Here is a 19194-nt window from a genome sequence, read left to right as displayed (position 1 = left end):
TGCGCCGTCTGGGTTGCACCGTCGGCGGAGCACGGAACATAGGTGGCGGGAGACGTCGTGCTGGCGTGCGCACCGTCAGATCTGTCCTACCGCAGTGTTCGATCCGAGCGCAAGGCAGGGCGCGAGCTCACCGGGACTAGTCCGTCAGCCGGTCGCAAGTCATGCTTAGAGGCGCACACGAGTAGAAGGGGTTAGCCATGCACAAGCACATGTCGTTGCGCGAACGCCTGAGCGCGTTTCGAGATGGCGGCGCTGCTGAGCCGGTATTCGAGAAAACTGAGGATCCGACCCTGGCCGCCTTTGCCCAACTGTTTGCCGACTCGGGGCTGTTCGCCTTCGATGCAAACAAGCAGCTTCGGACCGGGGCGTTGACACCGCTGTACGACTGTTCGACCGAGTCGCGTGCCCAACCTGATTCCGAGCCGGAAACCTTCATTGCGATCTGGACACCGGTCTGGCAGAGCGACGACCCGGTAAGCGGCTTTCGTACTGGTCACGACTCGGCTTACCTCGGCAGCACACCGACGATCCCCATGCCCCCCGACGAGCGGACGGCGGCCCTGCTTCTGTTGGTCACCAGTACATTCGTCCACCTGTCCGGGAGTCAGGAGGACTCGGGTCCGCTGGTTCGAGGCGCGGTCGAAGGTGAGGACAACACCTACCGTTTCTTCACGTTCGAGCCGACGGCACTTGTCGAACCCGAAGCTGCCGCAGCTGATCGACAGCGTGACTCCGCAGGAACCTTGTAGTCGCCGCCTTCGGTGTGGGCTAGAACGTTGTCCTTTGACCTGCCGGGCGATCGCCGCCGTACGGTGCTACGGGGTGAGACCCAGTTCATGAGGATTGCCTCCGCCACTGATCTGATCGATGACCTCGAATTGGCCGAAGATGGTGCTGCGATAGGCGACGTGGTGAGCGGCCAGCTTCTTCACGATTACTTGATCAAATGACGTGGCCTGCCGGTTGATGACGTAGCTGACTTTTGGCGCGGCTCGAAGAACGGTTTTCACCTGATTGAATCGATCGGGTCCGATGAGGACTCCGACGGTCAATCTGTCGCCCGCCAGGTACTGCAGGGGCATGCCCGTCCAATAACCGGACCCGACAACTCGTTCGTCGTTGGCCATCAGAAAATCGGTCACCTGCTCCAGCTCGGCATTGCGCGCGTGAGCCCCGAGAGCTCTTCCCTCAAGGCCGTCGCTCTGCCAAGACGGATGCGCGAAATACCGAGCGCAAGGCACCGCGAACAGTGCCACGGCTACGATTCCGGCAAGCAAGGAGCCAATTGGCGGAGTGCGCGGCAACATCGCCGCCACGCCGACGGCGAGCAACGGATAGAGCGAGACAAGATACCGAGGATCGAGGCTCAATGCGGCGGCGCCGGACGAAATGTAGATTGCCACCGTGATTGGCGGGGCGATCAGGAGCACGTCTTTGGCGTCTCGATCGAGCACTCGAAAACGGATAAGTTGTGCCAGGCCATGTCGGCGGGTCCAGAACAACCGGAGATAGCCCGCAGCCAACACGGCAACGCTGCCGATGAGCAGTAGCTCCAAACCGGGCTGCGTTCTGCCGCCCTGGATTCCGAAGCCCAGGAACTCCCGCGTAACCGGCCCGAACAGGGTGTGGAATCGATGCGCAACGGTGGATTGCGATCCGAATCTGGTGGGCCCGGCAATGAGGTGATGGCTGTGCAATATCCACGGGATCATGGGAATTGCGCCGACCACGGCGCTAACGCAGAAACCTGTCGCGGCGCGCCAGGACCGCAACAGCACTGGCGCTAACCACAATACGGTCGGCAGCAGGAGATAGGCCGAGATCAGTGAGTTCCAGTACGCCAGGCCGCAGGCAAGACCGAGTCCGAGTGTCCACTGCCAGTGCCGGCGATCATGCGACAGCCGGATTGCGCAGTAAAGCCCGGCGGCACCGAGAAACTGACTCATTGTGTAGAACGCCATCGACATCGCGCCGCTCTGCACGTTGAAGTAGGGACCGACGGCAAAGCAGGCTGCAGCGACCAGTGCCTGCCAGCGCAGTTGAAGCATGCGACTGGCAATGCCGTACACGAGGGCGCAGGTCAAGCCGCTCAGCGCTAATTGCGTGAATCGCAGCGTGAGAGGGTCCTGGGGTAAACGCAGAATGCGATAACTGAGCGATTGCAGGTAAATCTCCAGCGTTCCGCCGTAGTTCTGGCCGGCGAAAAACGCATAATTCTTGCCGTGCAGAATGTTGTCGACCATGATTCCGGTGACGGCTTCGTCGCCGTTGAATCGATCGTTGCTGCTCAGTAGATAGCCCAGTCTGACGACGACCGTGAGCGTCACAACGGCTGCCAAACCAAACGTCGGAGCTATCGATCGGCCCGATTTGACGCGACCACGCTTGCTCGGCCGCGCCGGTGGCGCGGTGGTCGAGACCACTGGTTCAGCAACCCACCGTGACTGGCGCGTTGACGACGTCGGCGCCTTGGGGGAGTGGTGTCAACAGTAGTAGTGAGCACCGAATCACAGATTCAACTTTGACGTGCTGGCGATTGATCGCCGCCTGCCAGGCAGCGTTTTCAGCTGCAGTAACGTGCGATCGCACTATCCATATCCGTGCACCCGGCCTGCTGGCTGCCTCTGTCACCGCGCGCGCGACGGCAGAATCAACCGCGGGCTTTGTGCGGTCGGCTGCAAAGATCACGCGACTGTCGTCAGGTAGGCCAGCGAGAAAATCGGTGGCCACGACTTTCGACGGCTGCCACCCGACGTTGTCGTCTGGCCAGTAATACGCGAACCCCCAGTTACCTGAAAGGTTGACGAGAACCACATCGGAAGGCTGAACGTGGTTCGCGGCGTACTGCGTCGGAGTGCGGACGTCCTCTCGCGGAATGCTGTGCACACGAATGTCGCCGCGGACGTTGATTGCGAACAACGCCATCGCGGCGACGGCAATCAAGGCGGCAATCGGTGCAGCTCGCCGTGCGACGAGGACGCAGATTCCTGCGACGCCGATCGCGGCGTACACGGCAAAGACCATCGTCAGGAAATGGGAGGTTCGTTCATCGAAGAGCGGGTATTTCTTGGCCGCCCCGAGCACGATCATTTCGAGGGTCAGGAGCGGGCCGGCGATCGCCAACGCGGGCTGGCCGATCAGGACCAGCGTTGCGACACCCGCCAGCACCAGGAGCACACACAACAGGAGCGGGCCCATGCCCAGATAGGTCGCCATCTGGTGACCGCGCACGTTCAGGTAGTGCAGCGCACCGTGCGCCGTGTGCGGGAGGTAGTAGGCGTTCCAGTACGAGGTGAGGCTCGTACCCTGATGGGATTTGTAGATCGCCAGATAGATCACGCCAAGCGCAATCATCGATCCGCCTGCCACGATCGCAAGCTCAGCTAATTGATGCCAGTTGCGACGCAGAACGGAAGCTATGAGGAGTGCCCCGAACGCCGCGACGGCGACGAACAGGACCGGCACGCTGATCGTGAACAGCACCAGCGAGCTGATCGCCAACACCAACAGGCGCCGGCGGCTCCAGGACCGTTCTGTTCGGGCCATCAGGAACAAGATCAGCAGCGTGGCGAAGGCGTCCGCCGTGTACTGCTTGAGGTCGTTGCGGACCAGCGTCGACGGTGCGAGCAGCACCGCGACCCCGCCCAACACACCGGCCACCCGGCTCCACATCGTCGAGCCCCACGGTAATGAACGCAACAGGACGAACGCAACGACGACGGTCAACGCAGAGAACAACAGCGGCAACGCACGCAGCCGTTGGTCGCCGCCAAAGACAATGAACCGCTGCAGAAGCGACCAGCCGAGCGGTACCACCGAGGTCACGTGTGGGACTTGACGGACCGACATCTTCGTGGAGACGGCGACCCATGCCTCGTCTGTCCAAAAAGGCGCAGTAAAGACGTAGTGCATGCTGTGCACGACAAAGGTCGCCAGCGCCAGCAGCGCGGCCAGCGCGACGTCGATGAAGTGGGGACGCCACCCGAACCGGGAGCGTCGTTCACCCTCTGGTGTTTCAGTCAGGTGCTGCTCGGCGGCGCTCTCTTCGGCTGTAACCATCAGCGAACGCGGCCGAACGTTTCGTAGACATGCGTGATTTTCATGAGCAGCAGCTTCTTGCCTCGACGATCTTGGGGCAGCAAGCCGTACATCTCGACGTCTTCGGCACGTGCGTAGGCTACCTCAGCCGACGGGCCTAGGACGGCTGGCCAGCCGTGTCACCGCAGATGGCTAACGGAGCTCACAGCTAGTTGAAATAGCCGAAGATATCGACCGCAATGTGGTCAGGTCCGGCAGAGTTGTACACCCGGAGATTGCCGGAGGAGGCTCCTGAGGTCGGGAGCATCGTCACGGCGGCGTTCGGTGCTACCCGTCCCTTGGTGAAGTCCACAGTCGACACGGACGGAGGGACCGCACCTCCACCGGGCAGTAACGAAACATAGCCAGTGACCTGCGGGATCGGGATCACCCCGGTCCAGACGCTCGTCGACCCGATCGGCACCGACTGACGACCTGCCGTCTTGTAGTCGACCTTGGTGTTGGTGGCGCGCGCACCGGTGACGCCGCCGGTCCCGTTGCGGGTGTCAGCCATCCGGACCGGGTCGATCAGGGCGGTGTAGGTACTTGTTGCCGATGAGCCCCCGAAGTAGCCGACCACGTCGACGATGACGTCGACCGGAGCGCCGGCAACGCGCAACGTGAAGGTCCTGGGTCCAGTGGCGCTCGACAATCCGACCACAGCCAGATTCGCTCGGGTGTAGGTCGTGTAGTCGAGCGTCGAGATAACCGGTGGTGTCGCGGGGGGCGTCGTTACCGCTGGCGTGGGATAGGCGCTGATGTAACCATTTGCCCTTTGTACCCCGGTGGCGGTCAGGTTGATGACTACATCGGTTGCGGTGTCAGGGACGCCCGCCGCGGCGACGGCCAAGTCAAACGTCTCATTGTTCGCGAACTGACGTTGATGGCCGCCGTTGGCCGTCCGAGTGTCCAGGATCCTCTTGGGCGGCAGGGCGCCAAAACCATTCACGGCGTCGGGCGCTGGCGCGAAGAAACCGACCAGATCGACGGCAACGTTCACCGAGAACGCGGAGTTGAGCACCGTGAAGTACCGATCATGGCTGATCGGGTCGGTCGCAATGGGCACGGTCGCAGCGACTGCAGCGGTCGTGTCGACCTTACTGAGATCCAGGTTTGATGTGCCGGTGAAGGCCGAACCATACGCGGACAGATAGGTATTGCCCGTCGCACCGATCCCGGTCAGGTTGATGACGACCGAGGTCGCGGTTGCCGGCACCAGCGTCGGCGATAGTGAGACACGACGCGTCACGTTCGTCCCGACGAGCGGCCCACCGCCACCGGAGATGCGCGTATCGAGGATGCGTACGGGCGTGCCGACCGATTGGTACTGGGCGGGTGCGAACGTGCCGACGACTCTCAGCAGGCCCCACCCGAGGTTGTTGTTCTGGGCGGCCTGAGTCGTCGACTGCTCGAGATAGCTCTCCAGCTCGTCGGCTGTCCAGGTCGGATGCGCGGCGTACACCAACGCCGCCGCACCGGCCACGTTGGGTGCAGCCGCCGACGTGCCGTAGAACCCTCCACCGCTGCTTCGCGAGCCGAATTCCGGCAAGTTGGAACTCACGCCGTCGTATGCCGTGATATCGGGCTTCAGGCTGCCGTCCAGGTTCGGGCCGCGCGAACTGAAGGGCTCCAAACTTGAGGTGCCGACGTCGGCCGCGCCGACCGCCATCGCGTCGGGAGAGCTCGCCGGCTGGGTGATGCTGTGCAGATACGCTCGCGAGTCATAGGCACCGCAACTGCCATTGCCGTTCACGGAAAGGCAAGACAACGCGTTCGGCGAAACATCGCCCCAGTACGTGAGGTCGTAGCGAACGGCGGGCAGGGCGCCTGTGTAGGTGAGGTAGACGATGTACATCAGGTATCGTCCGGCGGTCATGGGCGAGCTGTCGACTATGCCGGAGTCGCGGACCGGCGTGCTGCCCGACGGCGAGGTAGAAATGGTCGACGTGCCCATGTAGCTCGCGTTCCCCGCGTTCGGGCACGGATTACTCGCGGTGGCAGCAGGGCACTGATACTTGTCGTAGTTCAGGCTGACGTCCGTCGTGGTATCGGTTGGCCATTTGTTCCACTGCAGGACGAACTCGGCTTGTTGGCTCGGGGGAACGAGCACGATGTCCTCTGCGCTCTGGATGGTGCTCCCGCCGTCGAGATTGACGAAGTTGAACCCATTTTGGCTGAACGGCCGGTAGGTCGTGAACGAGCTGTTGCCCCAATGGTCCACGCCACTGTTGCCGGCCGATTCGATCCAGAGGACGCCGGCCTGCCGTGCTGTGTGCACGGTGTCGACGGCGGAGCCGGCCGGGCCGGTGTCGTTGCCGCCGCGGCTGTCCGCGGGAAAGCCCAACGAACTATTGACGATTTTGATATCACCGGCGCTGACGATGTCTTGCCCGGCCTGGGCGAACCCGGTGTCGAACTGCACGCAGTACAGATACAACTGCGCCTGCGGCGCCATCTGATGAATTATCTCGGCAACCGCCGTCCCGTGCTGGGCGGTGTCGACGCTCGGTTGGTTGTTGGCGTTGGTGCAGTCTTCGTTCTTCAGGACGAGGTTGCCTCCGGTTGGCAGGTTGCCTGCCGTCTGCTCGCTGGCAAGATTGCTGAAGCCAGCATCGACGATCGCGACTTTGACGCCTGCCCCGGCCTGGCCGGCAGCCTGCAAGAGTGAGGCATTCGATTTGGCGACACTCTCCGCTGTCACGGGAGCGGCATCGCTATACGCACGCTTGGCCGGCGCTACCTGGCTTACGCCGCTTGCCTTGGCAAGATCAGCCAGCCGGTGTCGCGGAACGTAAGCGGTCACCCGGCCATGAGTCGACGAGAGAGCGTGGCTGCCAACCGACTTGAGCGCGGCGGGAATTCGCGCAGCGGTGCCTGTGACCGTTACCGCGACCTGCGCGTCGGGGCCGCCGGCCGAAGGCTGCTGCAGGGTGGGATCAAGGTGCGCGACCCGCGGAATCTTGGTCGTGGCCCCGGTTTTTGGCGGGATCATCCCTCGGGTTGGAACGACGGAAGAGGCGGGCTGTGGCGGCAACTGGTTCGCCGAGGGTGTGGGTACCGTCGCCCCGACTGCGGGAGACCCGGTCGCCGTCACGGAGAAGACCGAAACGAACAAGGCGCTGGCGACAACGGATGAGACAAGCAGGCGAGGCACCATGTAGGCGAGGATCCGATCAGTAATTAATGGGTGCAGACGTATCTAACCGGAACAGTCGACCCAACTCAAATAAACTAAAGTGAACTTTACCTAGGACTTTGCGGCTATATAGATGCTCCCAGATGACAACTGTGCGACCGCTGTGTCCAGCGCAGGCAGTCAGCGAGGGCCCGTAGCCGCAGCGCTGGCGCGACAGGTTCGGAGTCTTCCGGCGCGGCGTTCGGGTACCGGGGCGTTAGAGTGCGGTGTGCGGTGTCATCGGAACGGACCGACCCGATGAGGGTTCTCGGTTTCGGCACCTACGACAAAACGAAGCACCCCCGCCCCGGCATTTTGCTCGACGGTCTCCGCGAACTCGGCGACGACGTTTCGGAATTGAACGCCCCCCTGGGTTTCAGCACCGCCGAACGGGTCGCCATGTTGGCCAAGCCATGGCTCGCTTACCGGCTTGTCGTTCGCCTCTGCAGGCGTTGGCTCACACTCACCGCTGGCAGCCTGCGACCGTCCGGCTCCCGACCGGATGCCGTTCTGGTCGGTTATCTAGGTCACTTCGACGTCGTGTTGGCCAGATTGCTTTTCCCGCGCACCCCTATCGCTCTTGACATGTTGATCTTTGCCGCCGACACGGCCCGTGATCGTGGTCACGCCGGGGCGGGAAAGCGTCGAATCCTCACAATGTTGGATCGGCTGGCAATTCGGTGCGCCTCGCTCGTGATCGTGGACACAGAAGAGAACGCGCGACTCATCTCCGGGTCTCAACGCCACAAGGCCGTCGTGGTGCCGGTCGGAGCGCCCGCCGATTGGTTCGTCACCGAAATTGGCGCGGCCGTGCCCGGTCCGCTGCGGGTCGTCTTCTTCGGTCTGTTCACTCCACTGCAGGGAGCGCCGGTGATCGGAGAGGCGATCTCGGCCCTCCCGCCAGACGCGCCGATCGAGATCACGCTCGTGGGCACTGGCCAAGATCTCGCCGAGACCAAGGGACGAGCCGGTGATACGAACCTTGCGATCTGGAAGGACTGGCTGGAGCCGGACGAACTCCAAGAATTGGTGAAGAGTCAGGACGTCTGCCTCGGTATCTTCGCCGACTCACCGAAGGCTGTGCGGGTAGTGCCGAACAAGGTCTTTCAAGGTGCCGCGGCAGGATGTCTTGTGCTGACATCGGACACCCCACCACAGCGGCGCTCGTTCGGGGATTTCGCACAATACGTTCAACCCAATAGCGGGGCGGAACTAGCGAAAGCTCTTACAAACCTGGCGAGCGAGCGCGGGGGCCTTGATCGACTTCGAAAAGGATCTCTCGAGCATGCCCAGCACAATTTCCGTCCGGGCGCGATAGCTCGTACTCTGCACGACGCCCTTGTCACCCGAACACAGAAACGAGACATCCGATGACTGTCGCTTCACGCAGCGGGCAGACTCAGCTGCCGCCTCTTGCTCTTCGGGCCTGGCTGCGTTTCGACCTGGTCTCGCGGCTCCTGGGAAAATTGCAGCCCGCCAGCATTCTCGAAATCGGTTGTGGGCAGGGCGCGGCCGGAGCTCGATTGGCGAGCCGCTACTCCTACCTTGGCGTCGAGCCCGACGCAACGTCCTTCGCGGTAGCGCAGCGACGGATTACGCCGCAGGGCGGGACTGTCCTGCAGGGAACGGATGCGGTCGTGCCAACCGGTACCACCTACGACCTCGTCTGCGCCTTCGAGGTGCTGGAACACATCGAACATGACCGTGAAGCGTTGGCAGACTGGATTGAATACGTCAAGCCAGGCGGCCACATTCTGCTGTCGGTGCCCGCTTTTCAAGAACGTTTCGGTGCTATGGACGAGCACGCCGGCCATTTTCGTCGCTACGCACCGGCAGAGATCGCCGAGCGGCTCGTGCAGGCTGGGTTCGTGACTCCGCAGGTAACCGTCTACGGATGGCCACTCGGTTATGCGTTAGAAGCAGTACGCAACCGCATCGACGCCAAGAAACTCGCCAAGGTCGCATCGAGCTCGGCTGCGGAACTGACATCGGCAAGCGGCCGTACCTTCCAGCCGACCAAACCGTTGACCGGCTATGCGATCAAGGTCGCGGTGCTCCCATTTCGCTACCTTCAGCGCGCTCGGCCCCGTCAAGGAACGGGTCTCGTCGTCCTCGCGCAAAAGCCTGTATAGGACGGGCTGCGTGGACACGACCTCGTCTTATGCCAGCAAGGCCCGACGCTGCAGGTCGGTGGGTTAGCCTGTGGCGGTGAAGCTTTCTATCTTGATGCCGGCCTACAACGAGGAACGCACTTTGGCGTCTGCGATCAAGCAGGTGCTTGGCGTGGAGTATCCCTGTGAGGTAGAGCTGGTGATCGTCGACGACGGCAGTAAGGACTCAACGCCCGAGATTCTCGGTGCTGAGACCGACCCCCGGGTCCGGACCTTCCGTCAGGAGCCCAATCAGGGCAAGGGCGCCGCGATCCGGCGGGCTGCCGCGGAATCGACGGGTGACTACCTGATCATCTGCGACGCGGACCTCGAATACGCGCCTGAGGAGATCCCTTCCTTGCTGACGCCGGTGCTTCGCGGCGAAGCTACTGTCGTCTATGGCACGCGCTCGTTCGGTAGCCACAACGCGTACAGCTTCTGGTACGTAATGGGGAACAAGGCAGTCACCCTCTTCGCCAATCTTGCGTTCAACTCGTACATCTCCGATCTGGAGACGTGCTTCAAGCTGATGCCAGTCGCCCTATACCGATCCCTCGATGTGCGTTCGGCGGGCTTTGGTATGGAGGCCGAGATAACCGGCAAGCTGCTGCGTCGAGGTTTCCGTCCCTACGAAGTACCAATCAGCTACAAGGCCCGCTCGCGAGCCGAGGGTAAGAAGCTCACCTGGAAAGACGGCGTCGAAGCCCTGGTGATCTTGACGCGCCAGCGGGCCGCGCGGGTGCGTGCCGGCCAGTCGAACGTGGCCAAAGCCTGAGTATCACCACGCCACCGCGTCAGTGCGGCTGGGCCGCGGTGCGAGAGTGATGGGTTAGGTTCACGGTCATGCGAAAGCGATTCACCTCTTCAACGTCAGACGACGGCGTGGTTCTCGGCGATGCATCGCTGCAGACCCAGGTGCTGGAAGACCTCAGCGACGCGGTCAACTACCGCGCCTGGCAGGCAGATCTTGCCCTGCCTCACCTCGGCGACAACGCCTTGGAGATCGGATCGGGGAGCGGCGATTTCGCCGCTACCGTCGCCGAGAAGGGCACCCGCATAACTGCGAGCGAAGCCGAACACGGCAGGCTCAGCGGGTTGCGTGCGCGGTTCGCCAACGAACCGCTGGTAGGCGTGCGCGAGCTCGTGGTACCGATCACCGAGACTGCGGACTACTCCGCTGTCGTGGCGTTCAACGTGCTCGAACACATCCCCGACGACGTCGAGGCGCTGCGCGCCTTCGGCGGCTTGCTCGAACCGGGCGGACGGGTCGTGATCTTCGTGCCGGCCTTCGAAGTCGCGATGAGCCGATTCGATCGAGCGATCGGCCACCAGCGGCGTTACACCCGGCAAAGCTTGACGGAGGCGATGACGGCGGCTGGCCTAGAGGTTCGCACCGCCCACTACGTCAACGCGATCGGGCTGCCTTCCTGGATCGTCGGAATGCGCCTGTTGGGCATGGCCCCGAAGAGCGGCGCGCTGCTCACCGTGTGGGACCGTTGGGTAATCCCCGCAATGCGCCGCGTTGAAGCTTGGCGACGACCGCCTTTCGGTCAATCCGTGTTCGCCGTCGCCGTAAAGCGTCCCTAGCCCGGAGATCGAGGAGACAGCGCGCATGACAGTCCCAACCACCCCCGCGACAGCTGCGGCCGCCAGTCGACCCAAACGAATCCTCGTCACGGGCGGCACCGGCTTCATCGGTTCGCATCTCACCCGGCGCCTGCTAGGGCTCGGGCACGAAGTCCTCGTCGTCGACAACTACTACTCAAGCAGTCGTGCCAATATCGGCGATCTGCTCGATCTGCCGTCACTTGAGGTGATGCGTCACGATGTGACCTTTCCGCTGTACGTCGAAGTCGATGAGATCTATCACCTTGCCTGCCCGGCATCGCCAATCTATTACCAGCGCGACCCGGTCCAGACGACGAAGACGTGCGTCCACGGATCCATCAACATGCTGGGCCTGGCCAAACGCACCGGCGCGAAGGTCTTGCTGTCTTCAACGTCTGAGGTGTACGGCGACCCGGCGGTGCATCCGCAGGACGAAAGCTACTGGGGCAACGTAAATCCGATCGGCATCCGTTCTTGCTATGACGAAGGAAAGCGCTGCGCGGAAACGCTCTTCTTCGACTACCGGCGACAGCACGACCTGCCGATCAAGGTGGCGCGGATCTTCAACACCTACGGGCCGAACATGCAGCCCGACGACGGCCGGGTCATCTCGAATTTCATCGTGCAGGCGTTGCGCAATGAGCCGCTGACGATTTTTGGGGACGGCTCGCAGACGCGTTCGTTCTGCTACGTCGACGATCTGGTAGATGGCCTCATCAGGCTCATGAACTCCCCGCACGATGTCACCGGTCCGATCAATATCGGAAACCCTGGCGAATTCACGATGATCGAGCTTGCCGAGAAGATCATCAAGCTCGTCGGCCTGGGGACTCAGATCGAGTTTCGTCCACTTCCGTCGGATGATCCTGGCCGCCGTCGACCCGTGATCGACAAGGCCCGTGACAGTTTGGGCTGGGCTCCCAGGGTGCAGCTCGACGAAGGCCTGGCAAGGACTGTCGAGTACTTCCGCAACCAACTGACGCTCACCAGCTGATCCAACCTGACCGAGTTCGACCGTCTGTGACGCCCAGCAGCGAAGGCCGCAAAGAAGTCGCGGCGACGACAGGTAGAGAATGTCACCATGAATCGAATCGAAGCTCCAGAGCGGCGGCTGGGTCGCTCCGGTCTGACCGTATCAGCCGAGGGCCTTGGTTGTATGGGCATGTCGCAGTCCTACGGACAGGGCGATGAAACCGAATCGATCGCCACGATTCAACGTGCGCTTGATGTCGGGGTGAATTTTCTGGACACTGCCGACGTGTACGGCAGTGGTGCGAACGAAGAATTGGTCGGACGCGCCGTCGCCGGGCGCCGCGACGAAGTCGTGCTGGCCACCAAGTTCACGTTCTCCCGCGTCGGCGGCAAAATGGTTATCAACGGCCGGCCTGAGTACGTTCACGCGAGCTGCGACGCGAGTTTGCGGCGGCTCGGGACGGATCGCATCGATCTGTACTACCAGCATCGGGTCGATCCGACCGTTCCGATCGAGGACACTGTCGGCGCGATGGCGGAATTGGTCGCCGCCGGCAAGGTGCGCTACCTCGGATTGTCGGAGGCCAGCGCCAGCAGCATTCGCCGCGCGGTGGCGGTTCATCCGATTGCCGCCCTGCAGAGCGAATGGTCGCTGTGGACGAGGGATATCGAGAACGATGTGCTCGACGTGGCACGGCAGATGGGTGTCGGGATAGTTCCGTTCAGCCCGCTTGGACGAGGATTTCTGACTGGCAAACTGACGGACCCTGATGAGTTCGGCGAGGGCGATCTGCGCCTTACCCAACCGCGCTTTCAAGGAGAGAACTTCCACACGAACCTCCGCCTGGTGGACAGAGTGCGTGAGGTGGCACAAGAAAAGGGATGCAGCGCGGGCCAGCTCGCGCTCGCCTGGGTGATGGCGCAAGGCACTGATGTGGTCCCGATTCCTGGAACCAAGCGCCGTGCCTATCTCGAGGAGAATGTTGGCGCGGCGGCCGTCGACCTGACGCAGGACGATCTCGACCGACTGAACTCGATTACCCCGCCCGGAGTCGCGGCGGGTGCTCGATATCAGCAGGCGCACGCGTACGGAGACAGCCCAACCCGCGCGTAGTCAATCGGGTCCCGTAGTCAATCGGCTCCCGTAGTCAATCGGCTCGCGTAGTCAATCGGCTCGCGTAGTCAATCGGCTGTCGGTGATTACGAAGTGAACGTTGCCAGGGGCTGACCAATCTCGACGATGTAGGTGGACAGCATCTGGCCGGTGTCGGGGCCGATGTCGAGCGCGTTGTGGGGGGTCCGGGGCGGAATGAGAAAACCGTCGCCCGTCGTCAGGTGCAGGGTCGGCTGATCCCTGATCATCATCTCGACGGTCCCGGCCAGGATGAAGCCCACTTCTTCGCCTGGGTGGATGTGCCAGCCCGACTCCACTCCGCACGGGATCTCGGTCAGCACTTGCACAATTTCGCGCCCAGGAATCGACGAAGGTTTGTGTTGAACCTCGGTGCGCTTAAGTTTGCCGGCCAGCGCGTCGGCTGGTTGATCAGGAGTCGACACCAGATCAGCCCACCGACTGCAGTGCTTTGAGGATCACGTCGGTGACCTCCTGGGGATGGGAGATCATGATCACGTGCGACCCGTCGATCTCCAAGATCTCGGCGCCTGCCCGTTGCGCCATCGAAAGGATGACGTCGGCGCCGGCCGCTTTGTCGCCGGTTGCCACCACAGCCCAGGATGGCAAGGTCTTCCACGCCGGCACGCCCGTCTTCTCGTCGAACGCCGCGGCGGCAACCGGTCGTTGGGAGGCCCCGAGAACGCCGGCCTGCGCCGTGGGAAGGTCGCTGGCGAAGACATCGAAGAAGGCCGTCGGGTTTACGTAGAGCTCGACGGCCGTCTCGCTGCCTGAGCCGGTGGGGTACTGCGCCGGCATCAGCGCCGGTGCGAGCGCGCTATCTCGCGAAGTGCCTTCGACTTCGCCGAGCGTTTCGTTTTCATCCGGAGCGAAAGCCGCGATGTAGACCAGCCCGACGACGTTGTCGGTGTTGGTTGCGGCATTCGTGATCACGGCGCCGCCATAGGAGTGCCCAACAGCCAGAACCCGTCCCGGGATCTGCGAGATTGCGCTGGCGACATAGGCAGAATCGATGGCCAGACCGCGAAGTGGATTGACGAGCGCCTGGACCTTGACGCCGGCGGCAAGCAGCAGCTCCGTCACCGCAGCAAAACTGCCGGCATCGGCGAACGCACCGTGCACGAGAGCGACGGTGGCAGACTGAGAGTTGACTTCGGTCATCGCAGTTCCCTCGTTTCTCAGAATCGCTAGGTGGTGATGAAGGCGAGGAGATCGGCATTGAACTCCTGCTCGTGCGCACCCGTCAGGCCGTGTGGCGCGCCAGGGTAGATCTTGAGCGTTGCGTTCGGCACGATCTTCGACGACTTGAGCGCCGACGCCTGGATCGGGACGATCTGGTCGTCATCACCGTGCAAGATGAGCGTTGGTACATCGATCTTCTTCAGGTCCTCGGTCAGGTCGGTTTCTGAGAATGCCTTTACGCAGTCGTAGGCACCTTTGATCCCAACAGTCATCGACATCAGCCAGAACGCGTCGCGCGCGCCCTGCGAGACGTTGGAACCGTCCCTGTTGGCGCCATAGAACGGAAAGGCGAGATCGCGATAGAACTGTGACCGGTCGGCCAATACGCCGTTTCGGATGTCATTGAATGGCTCGATCGGCAGCCCTTCGGGATTGGCATCGGTTTTGAGCATCAGCGGTGGGATCGCACCCAGCAGGACCGCTTTCGATACTCGGGAGGTTCCATGTCGACCGATGTAACGGGTGACCTCACCGCCGCCCGTTGAATGGCCGACGAGCACGATGTCGGTCAGATCAAGCGCCTCGATCACGGCTGCCAGATCGTCGGCGTAGTGGTCCAGGTCGTTGCCGTCCCACGGCTGACTCGACCGGCCACCACCGCGCCGATCATGGGCGACTGCCCGGAAGCCACGCGATGCGACGAAGTTGGCCGAGCCGTCCCAGACATCAGCAGTCAAGGGCCAGCCATGACTGAAGACGACGGGCTGGCCCGCGCCCCAGTCCTTGTAGAAGATCTCGACGCCGTCCGAAGTAGTGACTGTGGGCATGGGGCGCGCCTCCGACTATGACAGGTATGTGTTGACGCCGACCGGCCAGGCTGGCCGACCTGTCATTTCATGGTGACCCGCTCTGCCCCGATTAAGCCATTGCGCTGGCCGTTAAGTTTTTGCGCGCACCGTGCTCCCCGGAGAGGCCTAGATGCAGAGCGTGGGGCTAATTCGATTCGACGAGGCTTGCCAGGTTGTCGAGTGACATCCGGGTTCCCAGTTCGTTGTCGGCAGCGGCCACAGCATCAGGAATCCCCTCGTGTACAACGACAATGTCTGTGCCGCCGGCGGCGTCGCTCAGCGTGGTAGTCATCGTCATAGTCCCCCGAAGCGCAGGGTCGGCCGTCTCGAACTCGACTACCTCGACGACCTGCTCGTTCGGAACGAGTTTCGCGTAGTACCCGTGATAGGTGTCGGTATGAGCTGTGGACTTTCCGGCCCGATCCGGTGCGTCATAGGTCAGCGAGATGCGAAAGCGGCCACCCTCCCGGGCGTCGAACTCATGAACGCAACTACTCATGCCGTTCGGCGCCCGCCACTTCGAGATCGCGTCCGCATCGAGTAGAGCCTCATACACCGTCGATCGGGGTGCGCGCACATGGCCCGAGACTCGCGTCGAATGCATGCCGCCAACCTATCGCGACGAGTCCAGTCCTAGTGTTTCTGATTGAGGACGGATCGCGCAGGTCCTGACAGGAGGCGCTCGGCAATGGATATGGCAGGCGTGACGCAGTGACGGCACCGTTGGCGAATTTGAAGCTTGCCAACCCGGTTCTCGCCGCGCCGATGGCGGGAGGCCCCACGACGCCGGCGCTGGTCACGGCCGCGGCGCGGGCGGGCAGCGTCGGCTTTCTGGCCGGTGGCTACAAGACACCTGAGCTGTTGGCCGAGCAGATCCAGGCTGTCCGCAAAGACACCGAGACCTTCGGAGTGAACCTCTTTGCCCCGAACCCTGTTCCGGTGGACCCGATCGAGTTCCGGCGTTACGCTGCGGCCATTCAAGAGGATGCGCAGAATTACGGAATCGATCTGCGCGAGGTCGAACCGATCGAGGACGACGACTATTGGAACGCCAAGCTTGAACTGCTGCTCGAAGCGCCCGTACCCATTGTGAGTTTCACCTTCGGCGTTCCCGATCCGGCGATCGTCAGCGCATTTCGGAAGGCAGGGACGGTCACGATCCAGACCGTGACCTCCGTCGCCGAAGCAAGACTGGCTGAGCGGGCCGGCATCGAGGTGTTGGCCGTTCAGGCGGCCGCAGCGGGCGGTCACTCGGGCACCATGACACCGCATCGACCAGTCGCCGCAATGCCGTTGTCAGTGCTGGTCGCGACGATTCATGAAGAAAGCAGGCTGCCGCTGGTCGCCGCGGGCGGCCTGTCGACCGCGACCGACGTGGCGGCCGCCCTACGATCAGGTGCCGATTTCGTGATGGTGGGAACGGTCTTGCTACTCACGGACGAGAGCGGCGCCTCGGCTGTATACAAGGCCGCCCTAGCCGACCCGACTCGCGGCGAGACCGTCGTCACCCGCGCGTTCACCGGGCGTCCGGCCCGAGCCCTGCCAAACCGCTTCGTCGACAAATACGATGCCCAAGCTCCGGCCGGCTACCCCGCAGTGCACTACCTGACAAGCGGGCTACGCCGAGCGGCGGCCGCTGCGGGCGATCCCGAGCTTGTCAACTTGTGGGCCGGGACCGGCTACCGCAATGCGACAGCCGAACCGGTCGGCGTCGTTCTCGCCCGCTTGTCGCAAGCGATCCTTGCCTGAATCAAGCGGGCAGGTGTCAGTGGGTGACCGGGCCGGTGCCACCGAGGAACAGGCGTCCGCTGATGCTGCCGTGTGCCGTTCGGGCGGCTACGAGGGCCCACGCCAAGATCAGGGCGGCGTAGAACAGCCCCGCGCCAAAGCGGAACAGCTCCGATCCGGTGTGCAGGGCGAGCGCGCTGGTGCCAGTGACGCAGGTCCCGACAGGAAAGGTAAATGACCACCAGGTCAGGGAGAAGGGCAGCCCCTCTCGTGCGGCGTGCACGGTTATCGCGCCCGCGATAACCGCCCACAGCAGTGCGAATCCCCATACTGGCACTCCGTATACAACACCGAATGCTTGCAGCGAGGTTGAGTACGGCGCGGGAAGTGCTTCATGCGCCACGCCACCCAGCAGGTTGGCCGCCGTGACGGACTGGCCCAGCGGGCCAAGGACGATCCAGAGGGTCGGCACCATGCGCGCCTCACCGATCTTGTGGAAGACAAGACGATTCCAGATCATCATGATGACAAAGACTGACGCGAGCAGGCTCACGCCGAACATTGCATAGCAAGTCATCAGCATCGTGAGCCTGATCTGGCCTGCGGCGGCGTGGGGGATCAAAAGCGCCCCGGTGGAGGCCGACACCATCGGCGGCACTACGGGCATGAGCCAGCCGCCGAAGGCATCGCTCACGTCGAGGCGATGTCGGGTGAACATCAGATAAGGCACGATCGTCGCCGCAGCCAGACCGGTGATGGTACCCACTGTCCACATCATCCAGTCGAGATCGACCGCCGCATGCACACCGATGATGTCCTTGCCAAGCAGGATTGTTCCAGCACCGATGGTCATCATGGCCATCGGTGGCGCGCCGTAGAAATGCGCCATCACCGGGTGCACCGCATAGCTTCGCGCCGTCTGAGGGTGCCGGATCCAGTGGACGGCTGTGGCTGCGCTCAGCGCGATGAACAACACCGAGGCCGCAGCCCACATCGCTACCCCGAAGGCATGCAGTCCTGGCCACTGTTCGGGCAAACTCGCCGCTGCTACCGCGACAATCCCTGTTCCCATGATCGAGGCGAACCAGTTCGGCGTCAGGTTTGCGAACACTTCGCTCGGACGCTGTAACTCGGCGAGCAGTCCGAAGCGGGCCAGCCGGTGACTGCCACCGCGGCCATATTGGGTCTGCACCGCTGCCCGGCCGTCGATACCTCGTGTCGGCGGCGCTGACGTCCTGAGGCTCATGGCTTCACAGTGCCCGCAGACTCGGTTCGCGAGTAGGGGTGTCATGGTTGTATGGTTACAACCCTGGTTTGTATGAGGGGAATCAATGTGCTCAGCAGTCACGTCCCTGATCTCGCCGCGCTGGAATTACTGCTTGTGGTGGCGCGAACAGCTAGCCTGAACACCGCCGCCGCCGAGGTGGGGGTGAGCCAACAGGCTGTGTCTTCACGTATCACCTCGATCGAGGCTCAAACCGGCGTCGTACTGATGACGCGGACGGCCCGCGGCTCGACCCTCACCCCTGCTGGAGTTGTCGTTGCCGAGTGGGCGGCGAGGTTGCTCGATGTCGCCGCCGAACTCGATGCGGGGCTGGCGTCGCTGCGCAACGACAGAGTCACGCGGCTACGAGTCAGCGCGAGCCTCACGATTGCCGAGCAATTGCTGCCGGCGTGGTTGGTCGCCCTCAACGCAGCGGCTACCAGCCGAGGCGCCGTCCCGGTGAACGTCGTCCTGCGGGCGACCAACAGCGACGCGGTAGCAGCCGATGTGCGCGAAGGAGCGGCGGATGTGGGCTTCGTCGAAGGCCCGTCAGCGCCACGTGGGCTCCGTAGCCGCAGCGTTGGACGCGACCGGCTAGTGGTGGTCGTACGCCCTGATCATCCATGGGTCCGTCGCCGCGAGCCGCTGAGCCCACGGGACCTGGCCAGCACTCCACTGGTGACACGCGAGGAAGGATCGGGCACTCGCAACGCCCTCGAGTCAGCCCTGCATGCCGCTTTGGGTCCCAGCGCAACGCCGAGCGCGCCCGCGCTTGCCCTGTCGACGAGCGCCGCGGTACGGGCGGCGGTAATAGCCGGCGCCGGACCCGCGGTGCTCAGCGAACTGGCGGTAGCCGATGACTTGACTGCAGGCAGGCTCCGAACCGTTCGGGTAGCCGGGCTCCGGCTCGAGCGAACCCTGCGAGCGGTCTGGGTCGGCTCCAGTACACCTCCAGCCGGCGCGGCGCGAGATCTGATCAGCCTGGCGGCCGGCCGAGCTCGGGCAGGTGCCTCCGAGGCCGGTATCTGACGCCCGCGTCACGCCTCCTTGATGCAGAG

General features: G+C 63.1%; 17 protein-coding genes. 9 read left to right on the top strand and 8 right to left on the bottom strand.

The window, feature by feature from the left end; all coding sequences use genetic code 11:
* The first annotated feature begins 197 nt into the window (after positions 1-197).
* Positions 198-749 (top strand): hypothetical protein, encoded by a 552-nt coding sequence (locus ACSMXN_RS15370; protein WP_022912906.1) that lies wholly within the window; start codon positions 198-200, stop codon positions 747-749.
* Between the two features lie 66 nt (positions 750-815).
* Here ACSMXN_RS15370 and ACSMXN_RS15365 read toward each other — a convergent pair whose 3' ends face one another.
* The 3 genes from ACSMXN_RS15365 to ACSMXN_RS15355 form a co-directional block, all read right to left on the bottom strand.
* Complete coding sequence (locus ACSMXN_RS15365; protein ID WP_155958327.1) at positions 816-2327, bottom strand: glycosyltransferase family 39 protein; 1512 nt, start codon at positions 2325-2327, stop codon at positions 816-818.
* A 100-nt stretch (positions 2328-2427) separates the two neighbouring features.
* Complete coding sequence (locus tag ACSMXN_RS15360; RefSeq protein ID WP_022912908.1) at positions 2428-4059, bottom strand: hypothetical protein; 1632 nt, start codon at positions 4057-4059, stop codon at positions 2428-2430.
* Between the two features lie 187 nt (positions 4060-4246).
* The gene (locus ACSMXN_RS15355) at positions 4247-7234 is read right to left on the bottom strand and encodes a S8 family serine peptidase (protein ID WP_022912910.1); all 2988 of its coding nucleotides are present in this window, start codon (positions 7232-7234) and stop codon (positions 4247-4249) included.
* Positions 7235-7510: 276 nt separating this feature from the next.
* On the opposite strand from ACSMXN_RS15355, the gene ACSMXN_RS15350 reads away from it, so the two are divergent.
* The 6 genes from ACSMXN_RS15350 (at position 7511) to ACSMXN_RS15325 (ending at position 13096) form a co-directional block, all read left to right on the top strand.
* The gene (locus ACSMXN_RS15350) at positions 7511-8626 is read left to right on the top strand and encodes a glycosyltransferase family protein (protein WP_022912911.1); all 1116 of its coding nucleotides are present in this window, start codon (positions 7511-7513) and stop codon (positions 8624-8626) included.
* Positions 8623-9384 carry a class I SAM-dependent methyltransferase gene (locus tag ACSMXN_RS15345; RefSeq protein WP_022912912.1) on the top strand — a complete coding sequence of 254 codons (762 nt, stop codon included), beginning with the start codon at positions 8623-8625 and terminating at the stop codon, positions 9382-9384. The genes ACSMXN_RS15350 and ACSMXN_RS15345 overlap by 4 nt, the downstream gene beginning before the upstream one ends.
* A 76-nt stretch (positions 9385-9460) precedes the next feature.
* A complete protein-coding gene (locus ACSMXN_RS15340) occupies positions 9461-10177 on the top strand; it encodes a glycosyltransferase family 2 protein (protein WP_027139349.1) in 717 nt (238 codons plus the stop codon).
* A 68-nt stretch (positions 10178-10245) separates the two neighbouring features.
* Positions 10246-10989: a class I SAM-dependent methyltransferase gene (locus tag ACSMXN_RS15335; RefSeq protein ID WP_022912914.1), complete on the top strand. Its 744-nt coding sequence runs from the start codon at positions 10246-10248 to the stop codon at positions 10987-10989.
* A 25-nt stretch (positions 10990-11014) separates the two neighbouring features.
* Entirely contained in the window at positions 11015-12004 is a 990-nt protein-coding gene (locus ACSMXN_RS15330; protein ID WP_022912915.1) for a UDP-glucuronic acid decarboxylase family protein, read from the top strand.
* Between the two features lie 87 nt (positions 12005-12091).
* Entirely contained in the window at positions 12092-13096 is a 1005-nt protein-coding gene (locus tag ACSMXN_RS15325) for an aldo/keto reductase (protein WP_022912916.1), read from the top strand.
* Between the two features lie 86 nt (positions 13097-13182).
* Here ACSMXN_RS15325 and ACSMXN_RS15320 read toward each other — a convergent pair whose 3' ends face one another.
* The 4 genes from ACSMXN_RS15320 to ACSMXN_RS15305 all read right to left on the bottom strand — a co-directional run bounded on the left by ACSMXN_RS15320 (position 13183) and on the right by ACSMXN_RS15305 (position 15748).
* Complete coding sequence (locus ACSMXN_RS15320) at positions 13183-13437, bottom strand: cupin domain-containing protein (protein ID WP_196811239.1); 255 nt, start codon at positions 13435-13437, stop codon at positions 13183-13185.
* A gap of 106 nt (positions 13438-13543) precedes the next feature.
* Positions 13544-14275: an alpha/beta fold hydrolase gene (locus tag ACSMXN_RS15315; RefSeq protein ID WP_022912918.1), complete on the bottom strand. Its 732-nt coding sequence runs from the start codon at positions 14273-14275 to the stop codon at positions 13544-13546.
* 26 nt (positions 14276-14301) lie between these two features.
* Positions 14302-15123 carry an alpha/beta fold hydrolase gene (locus ACSMXN_RS15310; protein ID WP_022912919.1) on the bottom strand — a complete coding sequence of 274 codons (822 nt, stop codon included), beginning with the start codon at positions 15121-15123 and terminating at the stop codon, positions 14302-14304.
* Between the two features lie 166 nt (positions 15124-15289).
* Positions 15290-15748, bottom strand: a complete 459-nt coding sequence (locus ACSMXN_RS15305) for an SRPBCC domain-containing protein (RefSeq protein ID WP_022912920.1) — start codon at positions 15746-15748, stop codon at positions 15290-15292.
* Positions 15749-15855: 107 nt separating this feature from the next.
* Here ACSMXN_RS15305 and ACSMXN_RS15300 point away from each other — a divergent pair, with 107 nt between their 5' ends.
* Positions 15856-16893, top strand: a complete 1038-nt coding sequence (locus ACSMXN_RS15300; RefSeq protein ID WP_022912921.1) for a nitronate monooxygenase — start codon at positions 15856-15858, stop codon at positions 16891-16893.
* Positions 16894-16909: 16 nt separating this feature from the next.
* Here the strand turns inward: ACSMXN_RS15300 and ACSMXN_RS15295 are convergent, their stop codons facing one another.
* The gene (locus ACSMXN_RS15295) at positions 16910-18118 is read right to left on the bottom strand and encodes a TDT family transporter (RefSeq protein WP_022912922.1); all 1209 of its coding nucleotides are present in this window, start codon (positions 18116-18118) and stop codon (positions 16910-16912) included.
* A gap of 72 nt (positions 18119-18190) precedes the next feature.
* Here ACSMXN_RS15295 and ACSMXN_RS15290 point away from each other — a divergent pair, with 72 nt between their 5' ends.
* Positions 18191-19165: a LysR family transcriptional regulator gene (locus tag ACSMXN_RS15290; protein ID WP_022912923.1), complete on the top strand. Its 975-nt coding sequence runs from the start codon at positions 18191-18193 to the stop codon at positions 19163-19165.
* Positions 19166-19194: the final 29 nt, after the last annotated feature.

The sequence above is a fragment of the Parajatrophihabitans canadensis genome, from assembly GCF_053764775.1.
Note: the sequence above shows the minus strand (reverse complement) of the source record. Positions and strands in the feature narration are given on the sequence as shown.